16 protein-coding genes are annotated in these 17,496 nt (G+C 61.6%); 8 read left to right on the top strand and 8 right to left on the bottom strand.

Translation table 11 applies throughout. From position 1 onward, the window contains the following. Nucleotides 1–2: 2 nt before the first annotated feature. Both AB8A27_RS05445 and AB8A27_RS05450 read right to left on the bottom strand, forming a co-directional pair. On the bottom strand, nt 3–1,331 hold the full coding sequence (locus tag AB8A27_RS05445) for an ATP-binding protein (RefSeq protein WP_441244833.1): 1,329 nt from the start codon (nt 1,329–1,331) through the stop codon (nt 3–5). 4 nt (nt 1,332–1,335) lie between these two features. Then, the gene (locus tag AB8A27_RS05450) at nt 1,336–2,073 is read right to left on the bottom strand and encodes a response regulator (RefSeq protein WP_441241026.1); all 738 of its coding nucleotides are present in this window, start codon (nt 2,071–2,073) and stop codon (nt 1,336–1,338) included. A gap of 158 nt (nt 2,074–2,231) precedes the next feature. Between AB8A27_RS05450 and AB8A27_RS05455 the strand changes: the two genes are divergently transcribed. The 3 genes from AB8A27_RS05455 (at nt 2,232) to AB8A27_RS05465 (ending at nt 3,991) form a co-directional block, all read left to right on the top strand. Continuing rightward, a complete protein-coding gene (locus AB8A27_RS05455) occupies nt 2,232–2,825 on the top strand; it encodes a hypothetical protein (RefSeq protein WP_441241027.1) in 594 nt (197 codons plus the stop codon). Between the two features lie 157 nt (nt 2,826–2,982). Then, nucleotides 2,983–3,360, top strand: coding sequence for a PRC-barrel domain-containing protein (locus AB8A27_RS05460; protein ID WP_441241028.1), 378 nt, complete (start codon nt 2,983–2,985; stop codon nt 3,358–3,360). A 79-nt stretch (nt 3,361–3,439) separates the two neighbouring features. Next, nucleotides 3,440–3,991, top strand: coding sequence for a PRC-barrel domain-containing protein (locus AB8A27_RS05465; RefSeq protein WP_441241029.1), 552 nt, complete (start codon nt 3,440–3,442; stop codon nt 3,989–3,991). Nucleotides 3,992–4,095: 104 nt separating this feature from the next. On the opposite strand, the gene AB8A27_RS05470 is transcribed toward AB8A27_RS05465, so the two are convergent. The 5 genes from AB8A27_RS05470 to AB8A27_RS05490 all read right to left on the bottom strand — a co-directional run bounded on the left by AB8A27_RS05470 (nt 4,096) and on the right by AB8A27_RS05490 (nt 9,307). After that, the gene (locus AB8A27_RS05470) at nt 4,096–5,646 is read right to left on the bottom strand and encodes a DUF4403 family protein (RefSeq protein WP_441241030.1); all 1,551 of its coding nucleotides are present in this window, start codon (nt 5,644–5,646) and stop codon (nt 4,096–4,098) included. 73 nt (nt 5,647–5,719) lie between these two features. Further along, nucleotides 5,720–6,415, bottom strand: a complete 696-nt coding sequence (locus AB8A27_RS05475; protein ID WP_441241031.1) for a L,D-transpeptidase — start codon at nt 6,413–6,415, stop codon at nt 5,720–5,722. A 219-nt stretch (nt 6,416–6,634) separates the two neighbouring features. Continuing rightward, nucleotides 6,635–7,423, bottom strand: a complete 789-nt coding sequence (locus AB8A27_RS05480) for an ABC transporter permease (protein WP_441244834.1) — start codon at nt 7,421–7,423, stop codon at nt 6,635–6,637. 67 nt (nt 7,424–7,490) lie between these two features. Beyond that, nucleotides 7,491–8,294 (bottom strand): ABC transporter ATP-binding protein, encoded by an 804-nt coding sequence (locus tag AB8A27_RS05485; protein ID WP_441241032.1) that lies wholly within the window; start codon nt 8,292–8,294, stop codon nt 7,491–7,493. Nucleotides 8,295–8,296: 2 nt separating this feature from the next. Continuing rightward, entirely contained in the window at nt 8,297–9,307 is a 1,011-nt protein-coding gene (locus tag AB8A27_RS05490; RefSeq protein ID WP_441241033.1) for an ABC transporter substrate-binding protein, read from the bottom strand. A 462-nt stretch (nt 9,308–9,769) separates the two neighbouring features. Here AB8A27_RS05490 and AB8A27_RS05495 point away from each other — a divergent pair, with 462 nt between their 5' ends. Continuing rightward, nucleotides 9,770–11,011, top strand: a complete 1,242-nt coding sequence (locus AB8A27_RS05495) for an extensin family protein (protein WP_441241034.1) — start codon at nt 9,770–9,772, stop codon at nt 11,009–11,011. A 9-nt stretch (nt 11,012–11,020) separates the two neighbouring features. On the opposite strand, the gene AB8A27_RS05500 is transcribed toward AB8A27_RS05495, so the two are convergent. Next, nucleotides 11,021–11,653: a TetR/AcrR family transcriptional regulator gene (locus tag AB8A27_RS05500; protein ID WP_441241035.1), complete on the bottom strand. Its 633-nt coding sequence runs from the start codon at nt 11,651–11,653 to the stop codon at nt 11,021–11,023. 186 nt (nt 11,654–11,839) lie between these two features. On the opposite strand from AB8A27_RS05500, the gene AB8A27_RS05505 reads away from it, so the two are divergent. The 4 genes from AB8A27_RS05505 (at nt 11,840) to AB8A27_RS05520 (ending at nt 17,220) form a co-directional block, all read left to right on the top strand. Then, the gene (locus AB8A27_RS05505; RefSeq protein WP_441241036.1) at nt 11,840–13,072 is read left to right on the top strand and encodes an HlyD family secretion protein; all 1,233 of its coding nucleotides are present in this window, start codon (nt 11,840–11,842) and stop codon (nt 13,070–13,072) included. A 12-nt stretch (nt 13,073–13,084) separates the two neighbouring features. Then, nucleotides 13,085–14,677: a DHA2 family efflux MFS transporter permease subunit gene (locus AB8A27_RS05510; RefSeq protein WP_441241037.1), complete on the top strand. Its 1,593-nt coding sequence runs from the start codon at nt 13,085–13,087 to the stop codon at nt 14,675–14,677. Nucleotides 14,678–14,817: 140 nt separating this feature from the next. After that, nucleotides 14,818–15,717 carry a hypothetical protein gene (locus AB8A27_RS05515; RefSeq protein ID WP_441241038.1) on the top strand — a complete coding sequence of 300 codons (900 nt, stop codon included), beginning with the start codon at nt 14,818–14,820 and terminating at the stop codon, nt 15,715–15,717. 6 nt (nt 15,718–15,723) lie between these two features. Continuing rightward, nucleotides 15,724–17,220, top strand: a complete 1,497-nt coding sequence (locus AB8A27_RS05520; RefSeq protein ID WP_441241039.1) for an MBOAT family O-acyltransferase — start codon at nt 15,724–15,726, stop codon at nt 17,218–17,220. Nucleotides 17,221–17,496: the final 276 nt, after the last annotated feature.

The raw sequence follows: 17,496 nt of genomic DNA on the forward strand, positions 1-17,496 counted from the left end.
CGCTACGCTGCGGCTCTGTCCGTATCGCGTGCCGGCAGCGTGATGCGGACGATCAGGCCCCGCGGCTGACGATCCAGCAGTGTCAATTCCCCGCCATGGGCCAGCGTTACGGCGCGGGCGATCGACAGGCCGAGGCCGAAGCCGGCAGCTTCATGATCCATGTTGCGGGCGTCGTCGCCGCGCACGAAGGGCTGCAGCATCGCGTTCTTTTGTGCGTCCGAAATGCCGGGACCGTCATCGGCGACGTCGATGACGGCGCCGCCCTCGGACATCGTCAGAGAGATATTCGCTTCCGAGCCGAACTTTACGGCGTTCTCGACCAGGTTGGTCACTGCGCGATGCAGATCGTCGGGTCTTGCCATCGCCATGGCATGGGATGGGCCCTGATAGGTCACCATATGGCCAATATCGGCAAACTGGTCGGCGATCAGCTGCAGGGTTGTGGCGATATCCGTCAGCGTCATCTCTTCCAGCCGGCGGTCATTGCGCAGGAACGATAGCACCGCTTCCAGCATCGAGCGCATCTGGTCGAGGTCGCGCAGCATGTGACGGCGATGGCCGTCGTCCTCGATGAATTCCGAGCGCAGCCGCAGTCGGGTGATCGGCGTGCGCAGGTCGTGGCTGATCGCGGCCAGCATCTTGGTGCGGTCGTCGATCAATGTGCCGATGCGCTCGCGCATCCGGTTCAGCGCGCGTGCCACGGAGCGAATCTCTTCGGGACCGCGTTCCGGAAGAGGCTCCGCCGAGCCGTTCAGGCTGAACTCTTCCGCTGCCTTGGCAAAGGCCGAAAGCGGCGCGGACAACATGCGGGCCGCCCACAGGCCCAGAAGCGTCAGGCTGATCACCACGAACAGAAACGTCAGAACCCAGGGCCCCCCCAGAAAGAAGCCTGGTCGCCGCTCCGGCAGGCTATTGAAGGAGAACATTTCGCCGTCCGGGAGGGTGATCCCGATCCTGTCCGGCGCACCATCGATTGTCAGCAGTCGCGCGTCGGAACCAAGCAGCCAGCGTAAGCTGTGACGCGGATAGTCGGGGCCATCGTCGGTCGTGATCGTTGCATCCCGAGGAATTGGCCGGATGTCGAATTTGGGAAAGGCGTTTTTCAGATTGACCAGAAGCTCCGGGCGATCGGCGATCGGCGTCGTCTTCAGCAAGCGAACGATCGCGATCAACTCGCCATGGCCACGATCCCGCTGCTGATCATTCGGGTCCGGTCGCATCAGCGTGAACAGCAGCGAGAGAACGATGTGGATAGCCACGATCGACATCACCACCAGGGCGGTGATCTGGCCGCTGATCCGACGCAGATTGAGGACGCTGAACATCCTGATGAAACTAGTTGGTCGTCGCCGTCGCGACCGCTTCCACGGTCGGCGTGAACATGTAGCCGCCCGAGCGCACGGTCTTGATCATTTGCGCGTCCTGCGGGTCGACCTCGATCTTGCGACGGATCCGGCTGACCAGCACGTCGATGCTGCGTTCGAACGATCCGGCGCTGCGGCCTTGCGTCAGGTCGAGCAGGCTGTCGCGGGACAGAACGCGGCCGGCGCGCTCGACGAAGGCGCGCAGCAGGTCGAATTCAGCCGATGTCATGGCAACGCGCGCGCCTTCAGGATTGCGCAGTTCACGGAGCCGGACGTCGATCTGCCAGCCGGCAAATGACATTGCCGTTGCGTTCGGCGTGGCGCTGGCATTGAGCGCCGTGGCCTGTCGTCGGAGCACCGCATTGATGCGTGCGAGCAGTTCGCGCGGATTGAAGGGTTTTGGCAGATAATCGTCGGCGCCCATTTCGAGGCCGAGGATGCGGTCCACGTCCTCGCCGCGCGCCGTTAGCATGATGATCGGCAATTGCGACTCGGCGCGGACCTTGCGGCACAGGCTGAGGCCGTCTTCGCCGGGCAGCATCACGTCGAGGATCAGGAGGTCGACGCGGGTGTCGGCCATCACCTTTTCCATCTCGCGCCCGTCGGCGGCGGTGGTGACGTTGCAGGAATTGGTACGCAGATACTTTGCGATCAGCGTACGGGTTTCGCGGTCGTCTTCTACGACCAGGATGTTCGGTACGTTTGCCATGCGAACTCTTTTGGCCGGGATCGGCGCGGGCTGCAGAAGTTTTTTGTTTCGGACTGTTGCTGGTCTCGGAGGTGCAACAAACCGCAACATGTCAGCAAGGCGATAACAAGACCTCGTTAAGAAGGTTAACCGCAAGTTGCGAGCACTAAGCAAGCACCTTGGAGCAGATCATGACCTCTATCTCGGCTGCGTCCAGCAGTTCCTACCAGTCCCCCCTTCAAAAACTGCAGCAGGAGCTGCAGGCCGAGCTTTCCTCCGGAAAGATCAGCAGCGGCGATCAGGATGCGCTGTCCTCTGCTTTAACCGATATCGATGCGTCGCTGCAGGCTGACCGTTCGAGCCAAAGCCGCGGCAGCCGGTCCTCGCCGGACGATATGAAATCGAAGATCGACGATCTCATCAGTGCCCAGGTTTCCAGCGGCAAGCTGACCTCCGACCAGGCCACTGAGTTGAAGGGCGTCTTCGAGTCTGCCTTCGCCGATGGCGGCCCGGGTGGGGCAGGCGGCGCTCGCGGTGCCGGCGGTCCACCTCCCGGCGGTCCTCCGCCGTCGGATAGCGCTGATAGCACCGACAGCACCGATGATACGGACAGTACGACCAGCATCTCCGATATCATGAAGCAGTTCCTGGACTCGCTGAAGCAATCGCTGGAGGCTTCGTCCTCAAGTGCCTATAGCGCAAGCGGAACCAGCACGACGGCATCCAGCAGCAAGGCGTCCTTCACCGCGCTGCTGATCGACTACCAGACCTGATATTACTACCGCGACGCTTACGACCAGGCTGACGCCACCATCTTTCCCGCAAGGGAAAGGTGGTGGTTTCTTTTGTGCACGTCACTTTCGCGCTATTGCCGGAACAAGGAACACGTCCGGGAATTGTTACCCCTTCAATTGATTTATGGAGGCGACAATGGCTCCCGACGTCATGACGAAGTCGCATAGCCTGATTGCAAGCGACCGGATCGAGGGAACAGCCGTGCGGCGTCCGAACGGCGAACGCATCGGCCATATCGAGCGGCTGATGATCGACAAGATCAGCGGCAAAGTGTCCTACGCCATCCTCAGCTTCGGCGGCTTTCTCGGCCTTGGTTCGAACCTGCTGCCACTGCCTTGGGCCCGATTGACCTTTGATCGCAAGCTTGATGCGTATCAACTTGATATCAGTGAAGAGGAATTACGCAGCGCGCCGGCATTCACCGAGAAGCGCGAATTCGACTGGGGCGACAGGTCGCAGGAAGAAGCGCTGCATCGCCACTACGGCGTCGCACCTTATTGGGGCGAATTCTAACGACCAATTTAGGTGGAACCGGAACAGTCATTGTACCTCCGCGTTGGTTTTGGACGACCCACAACGACAGGAGGAACAGATGTTCAAGAAATACATGACGGCTGGCATCGTTGGTTCGGCGCTGTTGGCAACCGCAGCACTCGCGCAGAGCCCGAGTGCAACGACGACAACAACAACCCCGGCGGCTGCGCCGGTCGCTGCATCTGATGCGACGTTCAATGGCAATTGGCGCACATCGAAGGTGGTCGGTCTCAGCGTGTATAACGAAGCCAATGAGAGCCTCGGTTCGATCAACGATCTCTTGACCGACAAACAGGGGAACATCAAGGCGGTCGTGATCGGCGTTGGTGGTTTCCTCGGTGTCGGCGAACGCCTGATCGCCGTGCCTTTTGACAAGATCAAATTCGTGAATGAGCCGGTCGCCACAGCGGCGTCCTCAACCGGCGGTTCGTCGGGCATGAAGTCGACCTCGACCCCAAGCGGCATGACCACGGGCGCTGCCACCACGGGTGCTGCACCGGCAGCCGCTACGCCCGCCAAGGCGAATCCCTGGTACCCTGACCATGCTGTGCTGAGCGGCGCCAGCAAGGATCAATTGAAGGCGATGCCTGAGTTCAAATATGCGACCTGAGGTCGTTTTGGCGTCGCGTCGCGATAACGCGGGCTAGAGACCAGTAAGCCAGGGGCGCGCCCGTTCTTCGGGTGCGCTCTTCGCTGCGCGTCAATCGAGTTAATCTACAGCCCCGGCAATGCCGTTACATTCACATTGATGGCGCCGTCGGCCTCCGCGATCACCCGGAGCGTTTTGGAATCGAAAGCGATCCCGCCAAGGCGAAGGCTGCTGATCTCGGCGCCGACGCGGATGCCGTTTTCGTTCTTCTGAAAATCCGCGATGACGGCGGCGATCTTCTTTTGCGCGTTCGAGGCAAAGGGCTTCAGATCGATGGTCGCACGTTCGGCCAGCGTCTTCTGTAGCAATGGCATGGCCGCACGGGCTGCCGCGCCAAGCAGGCCGAAGGCCGCTTCAGATTCAACGGCAAGTTCCAGATCGGTGAAGCGCAGCGTCTGTGCAGCCTGATCGAGCGCAGGCTTGCCCCAGACATGGACGGTCGCTTCGCCGCCAAGGCCGAACCAGCTCTGCTTCTCCTTGGCATTCACCAGCAATGAGATGAGCAGGCGGTCGCCGGAGGCTGAGACCGTTGCCTTCTTCACCGTCACTGCGACCGCGCCGGAATTGTCTTCGGGGAATGTCTTGCCGGCTAGCTGCGCCTCGATGATCTTGTTCAGCTCAGTGAAAGGCATGTCCACGGGCACACCGATGTTGAGTTTGCCGGGGCCGGGCGGCACGATGGCGAGTGTAGCAGGGAACGGACAATTCGGCTGCGTCTGCGTTGAGGTCACGCGTGTTTCGGCCTCGACGCCGATTGTCAGCGTCATATTGCTGGCATCGACGCGTGGCTGGGCGGCGACGGCACGCGTCGGCTTCAATTCGATGTACAGGTTCTGCAATGCGCTCGCCCCTTGCAGCGGGATCGACCGGCAGAGTTTGGCCCATTCACGCCGGGCACTCTGCTCGAAGGCGGGATCGTTGCGCAGGCGTTGCTGCAAGGCGATGATCTGCTCGTTGACCGCATTGTCGATCATCGGCTTGACCTGCGCCGGCACATTGATGCGTGCGCCGGCGACCGCGACATTGGTATCACCGAGTGTCACCTGAGCGGCCAGGTTCGGGTCGATCCGCCAGTTCGGGGTCAGCCGCGGCTGCGCCGAGACCACCACATTGCCGCGGATTTCCGCATTGGCATTGACGTTCTTGATGTTGATGTTGCCAAGCTGCTTGGCCACATTGCCGCCGAGCAGGTTGCCGAGCGCGCCGCCCAGCGCATCGCGCACATTGGTCGAGATGGCGCCGGTGACATTGAGCGCGCCGGTCAGGGGCGCGGACATGGTCAGCGTGTCCTGCGCGCCGGTCGCTGCGATCGGACCGCGTGCGGCCGTCCACTTGATATCGGCATCCTGCAGCAATTGCTGCACAGGATTGTCAGCCGTGCCGTTGAAGCTGCGCGGCGCGCCGCGGTCGGCGGCATCGCGGATCGCGGTGAGTGCAATGGCGATCGGCGCGACGATGCTGGAGCTGCGAGCGGGTGAGGCCGGCAGCGGCGGCAATTCGACCAGCACTGGCGCCGAGCCAGTGCCGCGCGGCGCCACATAGTCCATCACCTTGAGTGCGACCATGAAAAAGACGGCGACCAGCACGGCACCGATCAGTATGGGTTTAAGACGCATAATGTCCCCGCTCGAAACGCGGGGACATTACAATGCCAGGGTCATGCGCGCCAGTTAGGAGCCGCGCCTCAGATTAGCCGCGTTTGCCACTTGCGCTGTCTGCACGGCGGTCCATCGGCAACACGATGACCTTGGTGCCGACAGTGACGCGGGAATACAGATCAGATACGTCCTGATTGGTGAGGCGGATGCAGCCGGACGATACCTGCGTGCCGATGGTCTCCGGCATATTGGTGCCGTGGATGCGATAGATGGTGCCGCCGAGATACATGGCGCGCGCGCCGAGCGGGTTGCCGGGGCCGCCGGCCATGTGGCGCGGCAGATAAGGCTGGCGTGCGATCATTTCAGCGGGCGGAGTCCACGCCGGCCATTCGGCCTTGCGGGTCACGGTCTGTACGCCGGACCAGGTGAAACCATCGCGGCCGACGCCGATGCCATAGCGGATCGCCTGGCCATTCCCGAGCACGTAATAGAGATAGGTGTTGGGCGTATCGACGATGATCGTGCCGGGGGCTTCACGGGTCGGATAGTTGACGATCTGCCGCTTGAAGCGCGCGGGCTGTTCGATGGCCGGGCGTTCGTCTTCCACCTGCGGAGACTGCATATAGGGCGAGGGTTCGACCTGCATCGGCGGTGTCATGAAAAACGGAAACAGCGGTAGCGGCGCTGCAACGGCTGAATGCGTGAAAGAGAATGCGCCGGCGATGAGCGCGCCGATGGCGACGGCGGCACGGCGAATTTTTCGTTCGAAGGAAGCGAGGGTGATCATGGGAATCTCCGTTTGAGCGCCTGTGAATGAGCGCCCGTTCGGCGCTTCGTTGGCGGGAGATGTACCCAGCGGCGGTTTCAGGAAATTTGCGTCAATTCTGCAAAACGGTTTCGTCGCGGCGGAGAAATGTGTCGTCGCGGGGGGATAGGGGCAACATTGTTGCACCGGGGAATGACTGCCGGCGCGCTGATTTGAATCAAGCGCGCCGGGCTTCAGTGGTCACTCGTTAACGGTGGTATCCGGGCGCCAGGTCAGCAGCCGGTTCTCGATCATGGTCAAAATCCATTCGGCCAGCAGCGCCACAATCGCAATGACGATCATCGCGGCGAACACGCCGTTGGAATCGAACGAGCCTTGTGCGGTCGCGATCAGCAGGCCCATGCCTTCGCGCGCGCCGAGGAATTCGCCGACGATGGCGCCGACCAGCGCGAAGCCGAACGACACATGGAGGCTGGCGAGAATCCAGGACAGCGCCGAGGGCAGCACCACGGCGCGGGTCATCTGCCAGTTGCTGGCGCCAAGGATGCGCGCATTGGCGATCAGGTTCTTGTCGGCTTCGCGCACGCCCTGGAAGGCGTTGGCGAACACCACGAAGAACACCATCACGACGGCCAGTGCGATCTTCGAGGCCGCGCCGAGGCCGAGGGCCACGATGAAGATCGAGCCGAGCACGACACGCGGAATTGAATTCGCGACCTTGATGTAGATCGAGAACACGTCTGACAGGAGCTGGTTACGTCCCAGCGCGATGCCGCACAGGATGCCCATGGCGGAGCCGATCAGGAAGCCGGCGCCGGCCTCATAGATCGTCACCCAGATCTGTAACCATAGCGGCCCGATCGAGGTGCCGTTTTCGGTCCAGTCGATCAGCTTGGTGACGATGCCGGATGGCTGGCCGAAGAAGAACGGATCGATCACGCCGAGACGGACGCCGAATTCCCAGCCGCCGATCAGGACAACGAGAACGGCAAGGCGCAGCGCCAGCACGAGGCGCTGATGGCGGCGCATGCGCTGCACCGCGGTTTCGATACGGCCGTCGGCGGCGAGGGGGGCGGAGACGGTTGTTTCGGTCATTTTAGTGTCCCGCTCGCGCGCGCAACACTTCCTCGCGCAGGTCGTCGGAGATCTTTCGCGCAATCGCGATGAAACGTTCGTCGTAGCGCAGCGTCGCCACATCGCGCGGACGCGGCAGGTCGATCGTGTGCACCGATTTCACCCGCGCCGGGCGCGTGGTCAGCACGGCGACGCGATCGGCGAGCAGGATCGCCTCGTCGAGATCATGCGTCACGAACAGCACCGCGGATTTTGCCTGTGCCCACAGCTGCAGCAGTTCTTCCTGCATCAATTCCCTGGTCTGCACGTCAAGCGCGGAGAACGGCTCGTCCATCAGGAGCACCTGGGGATTGTTGATGAAGGTCTGCGCCAGCGCCACGCGCTTGCGCATGCCGCCGGAGAGCTGATGCGGATGATGATGTTCGAAGCCCTTGAGGCCAACACGCGTGATCCAGTCGCGCGCTTCGGCCTCCGCCTTGTCTTTCGCCACGCCGCGAAACAGCGGTCCGGCCATGACATTGCCGAGCACATCGCGCCACGGGAACACCGCGTCCTGCTGAAACACGAAGCCGACGCGGCGATCGACGCCGGTGACCGGCGCGTCGAACAATGTGACCTCGCCGCCTTGCGGGCGGGCGAGGCCGGCGATCAGCCCGAGCGTCGTCGACTTGCCGCAGCCGGTCGGGCCCACCACGGCCATGAATTCACCGGGCGCGATGGTGAGGTCGAAATCCTCCAGCGCGGAGAGAACGTCGCCCGAAGGCGTGACGAAGCGGCGGGCGACGTTCTTCAGCGCGACGGCGGAGGGCGATGCAATTGCCGTCATGCTCAGTTCGTCGCGTTGGCTTTGACCACGAAATCCGTGGTGTAGGTCTTGGTCAGATCGATGGTCTTGCCCTTGAGGTTCGGCGAGAAGCTGTTCAGCACGCTCAGCACCGATTCCGGTGCGCCCGCCGGCATCATGCCATCCACGGAATATTGCGGCTTGCCTTCCTTCAGGCCCTGCACATAGAGGTCGAGTTCGCCGGCATAATAGTCCTTCGGCATCTGCGCGGCGATTTCCTCCGGCGAGTGGCTGTTCATCCACTTCAAGGTCTTCACGAAGGCATTGACGACCTTCTGTGCCGTCTCCTTGTTCGCTTCCATCCATGCGCGGTCCATATAGAGACACGCGGCCGGATAATCGCCGCCGAGCGCGGCGCGGGTGCTTTCCGGCGTCCGCAGGTCGATGCCGACTTTTGCCGTGCCGTTCTTCACCGCGCGGGCCACCGTCGGCTCCGTGGTCATGCCGGAGACGATCTTGCCCTGCTGCATCGAAGCCAGGAACGTGTCGCCGGCGCCGACCGGCACCAGCGTGTAGTCCTGCATCTTCAGTCCGGCCTTGGCGGCGAGCGCGCGGGTCAGGAAGTCGGTGGCAGAGCCGAGGCCGGTGACGCCGAGCGCCTGGCCCTTCCAGTTGGCGGGATCCTTTAGTTTCTCCGCATCGGCAGTCTTCACCAGCACGACTTCGCCAGGCGCGACGGCGAATTGCACCACCGAGGTGATGAACTTGCCCTTGGACTGCAGGTCGATGGTGTGATCGTAGAAGCCGACCACGCCTTGCACTTCACGGGCGAGCAGCGCGGTCGCTGCCTGCGAGCCGGAGGTGGAGTTGAAAAGTTCGACGTCGAGCCCCTGTTCCTTGAAGAAGCCGAGCTGCGCCGCGAGTTTCGCCGGCAGATAGATCTGCTTGTCGATACCGCCAACCATGATCTTGATCGGGGTTTGCGCCGCAGCGGGGGCTGCAAGTGCAGCGGCGAGTGATACAGCCGCAATGGCTGCGGCGAAGAATTTGCGCATAGGCGTTTCCTGACTTCTAAATTCGGCGCTGGTCTACTGCGCGGGGCGTCGTCCCGGCGCGATGCGCAAGCGCTCGCAACGGGGGCATCAGGCCCCGGCCTGCGTCAAACTGTCAATTGGCTATTGGCAGGTCACACCAGCAAAAAGCGCCCGCTCGGGGGAGCGGACGCCGTGCGAAAGCTTCATGGGGTTGGGTCTCTACAGCACGCCCAATACGATAGCGCCGACGAAGGCGATTGCCGCATAGGCGATCACAACGCTCAGTTGACCGGACATGGTCATGGGAACCCTCCCTTTGACGTTGTCGCGCGGAGTAACGCGAAGGCCGGCGATCCGTTCCCGCAGAAAAGAGAATGAAGTCGATCAATCGTTGTCAGCAGTACGGGCGTCGGCAACATGGTAAATCAAACGTGAATTCAATGCGTTGAAGAGTCTTTAAAACATTTCGACCACCTTGCGCGAATGACGCGCAGAGTTCGTTTGTATCTCGTCGGCTCCGTCGTCCTTGTATCGCTTGCGGGTTGCGGACGCGGTCTGTTTCAGACCCAGGAACGTGAGCCATGGCGTGCCGAGGCAGAAGTCGCATGTCTCAAATCCGGCACGGTGAAAGAAGGCGCTGATCTGGTTCGGATCAACCCGATTTCCGGGCCCGGTGTCTGCGGCGCTGAATTTCCCTTGAAGGTGGCGGCGCTCGGCGAGGCCAGCAGCAGCTACGGTTTTGCCGATGAAAGTTTGCGGCCGCCCGGCGGCATCGGCGGCGCAGGCCAGCCGCGTTGGCCGGTCCAGCAGCAGCCACAGACCATGGCGCGTCCTGCGAGCAGCTATCCGAATTCCTATCCGCAAGCCGCGCCGCAGCAGCCGTCCTATGGCGGTTCGTCTTACGGCGGCGCTGCCAATAACGGACCGATCTCGCTGAACGCGCCTGGCGTGCCGCCGGATAATGAAGACGAAATCGAATTGCCGCCGGAAGGCTCGCCGCAGGCGATGCCGGCACAGCAGTCGCAGCCGCGTGCGCCTTACGGCCGCTATAGTTCAGGTGTGCAGCAGAGCCAGCCGCCGCAGGATTATGCGCCGCAACGCCTTGGTCCGGGGCCCGGCAATGTTACGGGCTCAGTCGGCCCGGTCGCCGTGAAGCCGGTGGCGACGCTGGCCTGTCCGATTGTCTCGGCGCTCGACAAGTGGCTTGCGGAGTCCGTGCAGCCGGCAGCGATGCGCTGGTTCGGCGTCCGCGTCGCCGAGATCAAGCAGATCTCCGCTTATTCGTGCCGCGGCATGAACGGCAATTCGCGCGCGCATATCTCGGAACATGCATTCGGTAACGCGCTCGATATCTCCGCCTTCATCCTCGCCGATGGCCGCAGCGTCTCGGTGAAGGCAGGCTGGAAGGGCATGCCGGAAGAGCAGGGCTTCCTGCGCGACATCCAGGGCGGCGCGTGCCAGGTCTTCAATACCGTGCTGGCGCCGGGCTCCAACGTCTATCACTACGATCACATCCACGTGGATCTGATGCGCCGGCCGAAGCGCCCGGTGATCTGCCAGCCGGCTGCCGTGTCGGGCGAGGAGATCGCCGCGCGGGCGCAGAGCCGCAATCCCTATGCCAGCCGCAACAATGACTATGGCGGCGTGACCGGCTCGATCGGTCGCACGGCCAAGAAGTCCACGCGCAAATCGCCTGACGACGAGGACTTCTACGAGAACGAATAGGCTTGGGTGTCAGATGCGGTAGGCGGCGAGGAACATCCGCACCGCGCTGTCGACAACCTTGTCGATCTCCGCGGGCGTCGGCGTCGGTTTGGCCTGGAAGATGAAGGGCTGAAACAGCGTCGCCTGGCACGACATCATGAACTGCGCCGCTGCCAGTTCCGTATCCTCGATTTTCAGTTCCCTGGCTTTAACGCGCGCATCGAGATAGCCGGCGACTTGCCGGATCGCATGCGCCAGCACCGCTTCGTAAAAGCGCTTGCCGACATCGGGCATGCGCTCCGCGATCGCCATGACGGTGCGGATCGCCGAGCCGCCGCCGGGGCGGCACAGCAACTGAATATAGGCCCGGCCGAACTCGCCGAGCGTGGTCACCGCATCGCGTTCCGGATCGAGATTGAAGACGGCCTTGCCCTGTTCGAGCTTCTCCTGCTCGACGATCGACTCGAACAGCGCGCTCTTGTCGGTGAAATAGACATAAAGCGTCCCCTTGGAGACGCCGGCGGCACGCGCGATCTCGCCCATGCTGGCGCCGTCAAAGCCCAGATCCAGAAAGACTTTTCGCGCGCCGTCGAGAATCTGGCGGCGTTTGGCGCTGTCTTCCTCGCCGACCGGCGGGAGGGGGGCAGGGTGGGAGGCAACCATTCATTCAGCCTGTTCGATGAATCAGCGGGGGACCGCCCCGGGATGAAACTGGAATAACGCTAAATCGTGATGAACTGGTCAAACCGTATCTTGACCGAACCGTTCGGTCAATTTACATATTGTCACAGCAAGCGGGGGCCCGGCCTGTCGGCAGGTCTCCGCATTTACATGCTTGAGGAGGCCGGAATGGCCGGACCACGCGACCAGGCTGCCCGTATCATTCGCCCGGAAGGCGAGGCTGACAGCGCGCCGGTGCGCGTCGTGTCGCCTGTCGCCGAGGAGCCTGCTGCCCGCGGTCCCGCGGATGCCCCCGCGCCTGAACAGCCCGCGGCCGCAGCGCCGCCAGCTGCCGCGCAAACCGCTGCGCCGAAGTCCGGCAAGAAGAAAAGGGTGTTGCTCGGCGTTGGCGCATTGCTCGCCGCTGCGGCCATCTATTATGGCGTGAACTATTATCTGGTCGGACGCTTCATCGTCTCGACCGACGACGCCTATGTGCGCGCCAACAACACCACGCTCGGCGCGCGCGTCTCCGGCCATATCGCGCAGATCCTGCCCGGCGACAACGTGCTGGTGAAGGCCGGTGACGTGATCTTCAGGATCGACGACGGCGACTACCGGATCGCGGTCGATGCCGCCAAGCGCAAGATCGAAACCCAGAAGGCGACCATCGACCGCATCGGCCGTCAGGTTGGCGCACAGGAAAGCGCTGTGGAACAGGCGCAGGCGCAACTCGCGTCCGCCGATGCCGCGGCCAATCGCGCCTCGCTCGAATTCGACCGTCAGGAAACGCTGAGCAAGCAAGGCTTCGCCTCGCGTTCGGTCTATGAGACCTCGCAATCGAACCGCGACCAGACCTCGGCTGCCGTTAAGGCTGCGAAGGCTTCGGTCGATTCCGCCAAGAGCGCCGTCGAAGTCACCAGGGCACAGCAGAACGAAGCCCGCGCGCAACTCGCCGAATTGCAGAGCGCACTGGACAAGGCCGAGCGCGACCTCGATTTCACCACCGTGAAGTCGCCGGTGGATGGCATCTTCTCGAACCGTCTGGTCTCGACCGGCGATTTCGTGAGCATGGGCCAGCGTCTCGGCAATGTCGTGCCGCTCAACGACGTCTATATCGACGCCAACTTCAAGGAGACGCAACTGCGTCGCCTGAAGCCCGGCCAGCCGGTCTCGATCGAGCTCGATGCCGATAGCAGCCGCGCCATCGAGGGCACGGTGGAGAGCCTCGCGCCTGCCGCCGGCTCGGTGTTCACGCTGCTGCCGCCCGACAACGCAACCGGCAACTTCACCAAGATCGTGCAGCGCGTGCCCGTGCGCGTCCGCGTGCCGGCGGATATCGCGAAGCAGCATATCCTGCGCGCCGGCATGTCGGTCTATGTCCGTGTCAACACCAAGCCGGGTGCTACGCCTGCGCAGTAACGGATCACGCTGATGTCGTCAGCATCGACAACCCTGTCAGGAACACCGCCGGCCGCGCCGGTGGATGCGGACCGGATTGCGCCGAAGCGCCTGTTCGCATTCCTGATCATGGTGTTCGGCATGTTCATGTCGATCCTGGACATCCAGATCGTTTCGGCTTCGCTGTCGGAAATCCAGGCCGGCCTGTCCGCATCCTCCAATGAAGTCTCGTGGGTGCAGACCGCCTATCTGATCGCGGAGGTGATCGCGATCCCGCTATCCGGCTTCCTGTCGCGCGCGTTCGGCACGCGTTTGCTGTTCGCGATCTCTGCAGCGGGCTTCACCTTCGCCAGCCTGATGTGCGGCTTCACCTCATCCATCGAGCAGATGATCCTGTGGCGCGCGATCCAGGGCTTCCTTGGCGCCGGCATGATCCCGACCGTGTTCGCCTCGGCCTATACGGTCTTCCCGCGCTCCAAATTCCACATCGTCGCGCCGATCATCGGCCTTGTCGCCACGCTGGCGCCGACCATCGGCCCGACGGTGGGCGGCTATATCACCGACGTGATGTCGTGGCACTGGCTGTTCTTCATCAATGTGGTGCCGGGCATCGGCATCACCATCGGCGTGCTCGCGCTGGTGGATTTCGACGAGCCGCATTTCGAACTGCTCGATCACTTCGACTGGTGGGGCCTCGGCTTCATGGCCGGCTTCCTCGGCTCGCTCGAATATGTGCTGGAGGAGGGGCCGCGCAACGACTGGTTCGCGGACGAATCCATCGCGACCTTCGCCGTGATCTGTGCGTTTTCGGCGGTCGCTTTCTTCTGGCGCGTGCTGACGGCAAGGGAGCCGATCGTCGACCTGCGCGCCTTTACCAATCGCAACTTTGCGCTCGGCTCGACCTTCTCCTTCTGCATCGGCATCGGTCTGTACGGCCTGACCTACATCTATCCGCGTTATCTCGCCGAAGTCCGCGGCTATAGCGCGATGATGATCGGCGAGACCATGTTCGTCTCCGGCATCGCCATGTTCCTGATGGCGCCCATCGTCGGCCGCCTGATGACCAAGGTCGATTTGCGCATCCTGATCGCCACCGGCCTCGTGCTGTTCGCCGCGGGCACCTGGCAGATGACCTGGATCACGCGCGATTTCGATTTCTATGAATTGCTGCTGCCGCAGATCCTGCGCGGCATGGGCATGATGCTGGCCATGGTGCCGATCAACAACATCGCGCTCGGCACGCTGTCGCCGCAGATGCTGAAGAACGCCTCGGGCCTGTTCAATCTCACGCGCAACCTTGGCGGCGCACTCGGGCTCGCGATGATCAACACCGTGCTCGACCACCGTACCGATTTCCATATCACGCGGCTGCACGACAAGGTCACCTGGGGCAACGCCAAGGCGGTCGAGACGCTCAACATGTTCACCCAGAAATTCCAGGGCATGGGCGATGCCTCGCGCATGGCGATGAAGCAGCTGTCGCAGATCGTCCACCGCCAGGCCGTGGTGATGGGCTTCGGCGATGCGTTCTTCATGCTGTCGGTGTTCTATGTCGGTCTCAGCCTGATGGTGATGCTGCTGAACAAGCCCAGCAATCCCGCCAATGCGGGCGGCGGCGGGCACTGATCATTGATTGGTGCATCTTGCTTTAATCGCAGAGGTTGTGCTTTTGTTTCTGGATGTGTCCAGAAATTTCAATTCCCGCCGAATCTATTTGGAAGAAAGCGCACAAGCGCGCTGCGCTTTGGGTCGCTGCAACCGTTGCCGTGACGACCATCACGTGGCTTGTCGGGCTCGGTCTATTGCTACACGTTGCTAATCGTACTCACGTTGATATTCCTGCAGCGCTTGCGTCAAAGCTCTCCCTTCTGGACGGCAACCCAACACTGATTTTCGCTGGAGACAGTCGGATGGCGTTTCAGGCTGACCCGATGCTAGCCGCTCAGGTTATGGGCTTGCCGGAAGGGCGCGTCGTTAACATCGCGTATTTGGCCGGAGAGCCGCTGGCTTTTCTTGCCGCCGCACATGCGCGGCCGGAGGTTTTCTCAGGCGCCCACGTTGTTCTCAGTGTCACCGCGTTGATTTCCAACGATGGCATAGCAAACGCCGCAATTTTCCCTCCGGATGTCGCAGCGCGCATGTCGGTTGGTGAGCAAATGACGATGTTCCTGCCTATGCGAGTGGGAACATTGATCCATTATATTCGAGAAGCGTTCAGATCGCGTTTTGCAGCAGATCGCAAGATTGCGGTCTACGGTCCGAAGCCCCCTGACTACGGTCTCGAGAGGCTTCCTGTCCAACCTAATTATTCTTGGCCTAATGATATCAGCAGCCATCAGCACTACAGAAATTGGAATATTTCGGGGGTCAAAGCGCGTCATGAAATTTTTGCGCTATGCGAATTGGCAATACGGACACGAAAACTCACGGTCGTGTTGCCACCTTGGGCACCTAAGTATGATCGAAGCAAGGAGCCTTCCTGGAAAGCGAAGGACGAGGCAAATGCAGCATTAATCAGAGACGCTGGCCAACAATGTGGATACGAAGTCCACGAAATTCATCTTGTGCCGGGACTTGAGCTGCAACACTTTGCTGACGAACAGCATATCAATGTATTGGGCATCCCTATCTATACCCGCTATCTCATGTCGCGATTGAAGTTTTAACCGCGCATGCAGTTCAGTTCGTTCACGTTCCTGTTTCAGTTTCTGCCTGCAGTGTTGCTGGCCTTCGCGGCAGCGCGGCGCCACTCGCCACGCGCAGGCGTTCTGGTGCTCGCTGGCGCCTCGCTGTTCTTCTACGGCGCCTGGAAACCGATCTATCTTCTACTGTTTCTCACCTCAATCTGCTGCAATTTCTGTCTCGGCTTGCTGATGGCCGATCCTCGGTATTGCCGCTCTTTGGGAATGCTCGGTGTTGCATTGAATCTCGCAACGCTCTGTTACTTCAAATATGCCGGGTTTCTGCTTGACACGGTCGGGGCGCTAAGCGGCGTGCCGATGCCACTGACCAATATCGTTCTGCCACTCGGCATCTCGTTCTTCACCTTTCAGCAAATCGCCTATCTGGTCGACGTGATGCGCGGCGCCAAGGTCGAGCGCGATATCGTCAGCTATACGCTGTTCGTCTCGTTTTTCCCGCATCTGATCGCCGGTCCGCTGGTCCATCACGCCGAGATGATTCCTCAGTTCAGGCGAGCTGGCAGCACGCGCACGGCGTCGATGGCTGCGCGCGGTCTTGCGATCTTCGTGGCGGGCCTGTTCAAGAAGGTCGTGATCGCTGACAATCTCGCGCAGTTTGTGTCGCCGGTGTTCGCGCATGTCGATGCCGGCGGCAGTGTGACGACGGCATGGGCATGGCTCGCGACACTCAGTTATACGCTCCAGATCTATTTCGATTTCTCCGGATATTCGGACATGGCGCTTGGCCTCGGCCTTTTGTTCGGCATCCGTTTGCCGGTGAATTTCCGCTCGCCCTACCGCGCTACTTCGATCATCGAGTTCTGGCGGCGCTGGCACATCACGCTGTCGCGTTTCCTACGCGACTATCTTTACATCCCGCTGGGAGGCAATCGTCTCGGTGAGATCAGGCGCTATATCAATCTACTGCTGACGATGCTGCTTGGTGGCCTGTGGCACGGCGCTGGTTGGAACTTCGTGGTGTGGGGTGGATTGCACGGGCTGTATTTGTGCATCAATCACCTCTGGCGCGGTGGTCGTGATGTGAAGCAGGACGGCGCACTATCGCTGGCAAGGATAGCTGGTTGGGCAGTGACATTCGTGGCGGTCGTCATCGCCTGGGTGTTTTTCCGCGCGGGGACCGTCGCGGGGGCGTGGCAGATGCTGCGCGGTCTGTCTGGGCAGGGTGACCAGGCTCATGCCTATGTATCCCCAGGCGTTTTGCGCGTGATGGATTTGCCGATTCTGCTCGGCGCGGGCCAGCTCTGGCTGGCGGGAAGCATCATCCTTGGCATGGCGATGGTCGTGGCCCTTGCCATGCCCAATGTGCCGCAAATTTTTGGCTATCGTGAATACAGGCGCGCACCCGAGCCATCGGCTTTGGTGCGGTGGCGTCCGAATGCCCTATGGGCACTCCTCGTGGCAATCGCTTTCACAATCGCGCTATTCGGTATGTGGCAGCGGCTTGAGTTCTTGTATTTCCAGTTCTAAGGGCGCTTTCGCGGCGCCGCAGCGTGCTCGCCATCATGTTGCCAAAAGCCGGCGGCACATCTATAAAACTAACTTCCATTGCTCGAACCCGAGGGAGAGTCTGCATGAAGTCGATTGATCTGCTCTCCGGAATTCTCGGTTCGGTGCGCGCATGCGGGTTTATGCGGGTTCATTGAGCCCCGGTTCCGCCTCTGCCGGTCGGGCCTGATGTCCCGATCATCCTGATCTTTCCCGTTTCTGTACTTTTAGGACGCTCGCGCTCGGCCTGGCCGTTGC

Source organism: Tardiphaga sp. 768_D3_N2_1, assembly GCF_052076105.1.
GTDB lineage: Bacteria > Pseudomonadota > Alphaproteobacteria > Rhizobiales > Xanthobacteraceae > Tardiphaga.

Excerpts from the sequence above, each read along its gene's own strand:
- AB8A27_RS05505 (WP_441241036.1), top strand. The coding sequence starts at position 11,840 with ATGGCCGGACCACGCGACCAGGCTGCCCGTATCATTCGCCCGGAAGGC.
- AB8A27_RS05485 (WP_441241032.1), bottom strand. The coding sequence starts at position 8,294 with ATGACGGCAATTGCATCGCCCTCCGCCGTCGCGCTGAAGAACGTCGCC.
- AB8A27_RS05490 (WP_441241033.1), bottom strand. The coding sequence starts at position 9,307 with ATGCGCAAATTCTTCGCCGCAGCCATTGCGGCTGTATCACTCGCCGCT.
- AB8A27_RS05480 (WP_441244834.1), bottom strand. The coding sequence starts at position 7,423 with ATGCGCCGCCATCAGCGCCTCGTGCTGGCGCTGCGCCTTGCCGTTCTC.
- AB8A27_RS05470 (WP_441241030.1), bottom strand. The coding sequence starts at position 5,646 with ATGCGTCTTAAACCCATACTGATCGGTGCCGTGCTGGTCGCCGTCTTT.
- AB8A27_RS05450 (WP_441241026.1), bottom strand. The coding sequence starts at position 2,073 with ATGGCAAACGTACCGAACATCCTGGTCGTAGAAGACGACCGCGAAACC.
- AB8A27_RS05465 (WP_441241029.1), top strand. The coding sequence starts at position 3,440 with ATGTTCAAGAAATACATGACGGCTGGCATCGTTGGTTCGGCGCTGTTG.
- AB8A27_RS05500 (WP_441241035.1), bottom strand. The coding sequence starts at position 11,653 with ATGGTTGCCTCCCACCCTGCCCCCCTCCCGCCGGTCGGCGAGGAAGAC.
- AB8A27_RS05510 (WP_441241037.1), top strand. The coding sequence starts at position 13,085 with ATGTCGTCAGCATCGACAACCCTGTCAGGAACACCGCCGGCCGCGCCG.
- AB8A27_RS05495 (WP_441241034.1), top strand. The coding sequence starts at position 9,770 with ATGACGCGCAGAGTTCGTTTGTATCTCGTCGGCTCCGTCGTCCTTGTA.
- AB8A27_RS05475 (WP_441241031.1), bottom strand. The coding sequence starts at position 6,415 with ATGATCACCCTCGCTTCCTTCGAACGAAAAATTCGCCGTGCCGCCGTC.
- AB8A27_RS05520 (WP_441241039.1), top strand. The coding sequence starts at position 15,724 with ATGCAGTTCAGTTCGTTCACGTTCCTGTTTCAGTTTCTGCCTGCAGTG.
- AB8A27_RS05460 (WP_441241028.1), top strand. The coding sequence starts at position 2,983 with ATGGCTCCCGACGTCATGACGAAGTCGCATAGCCTGATTGCAAGCGAC.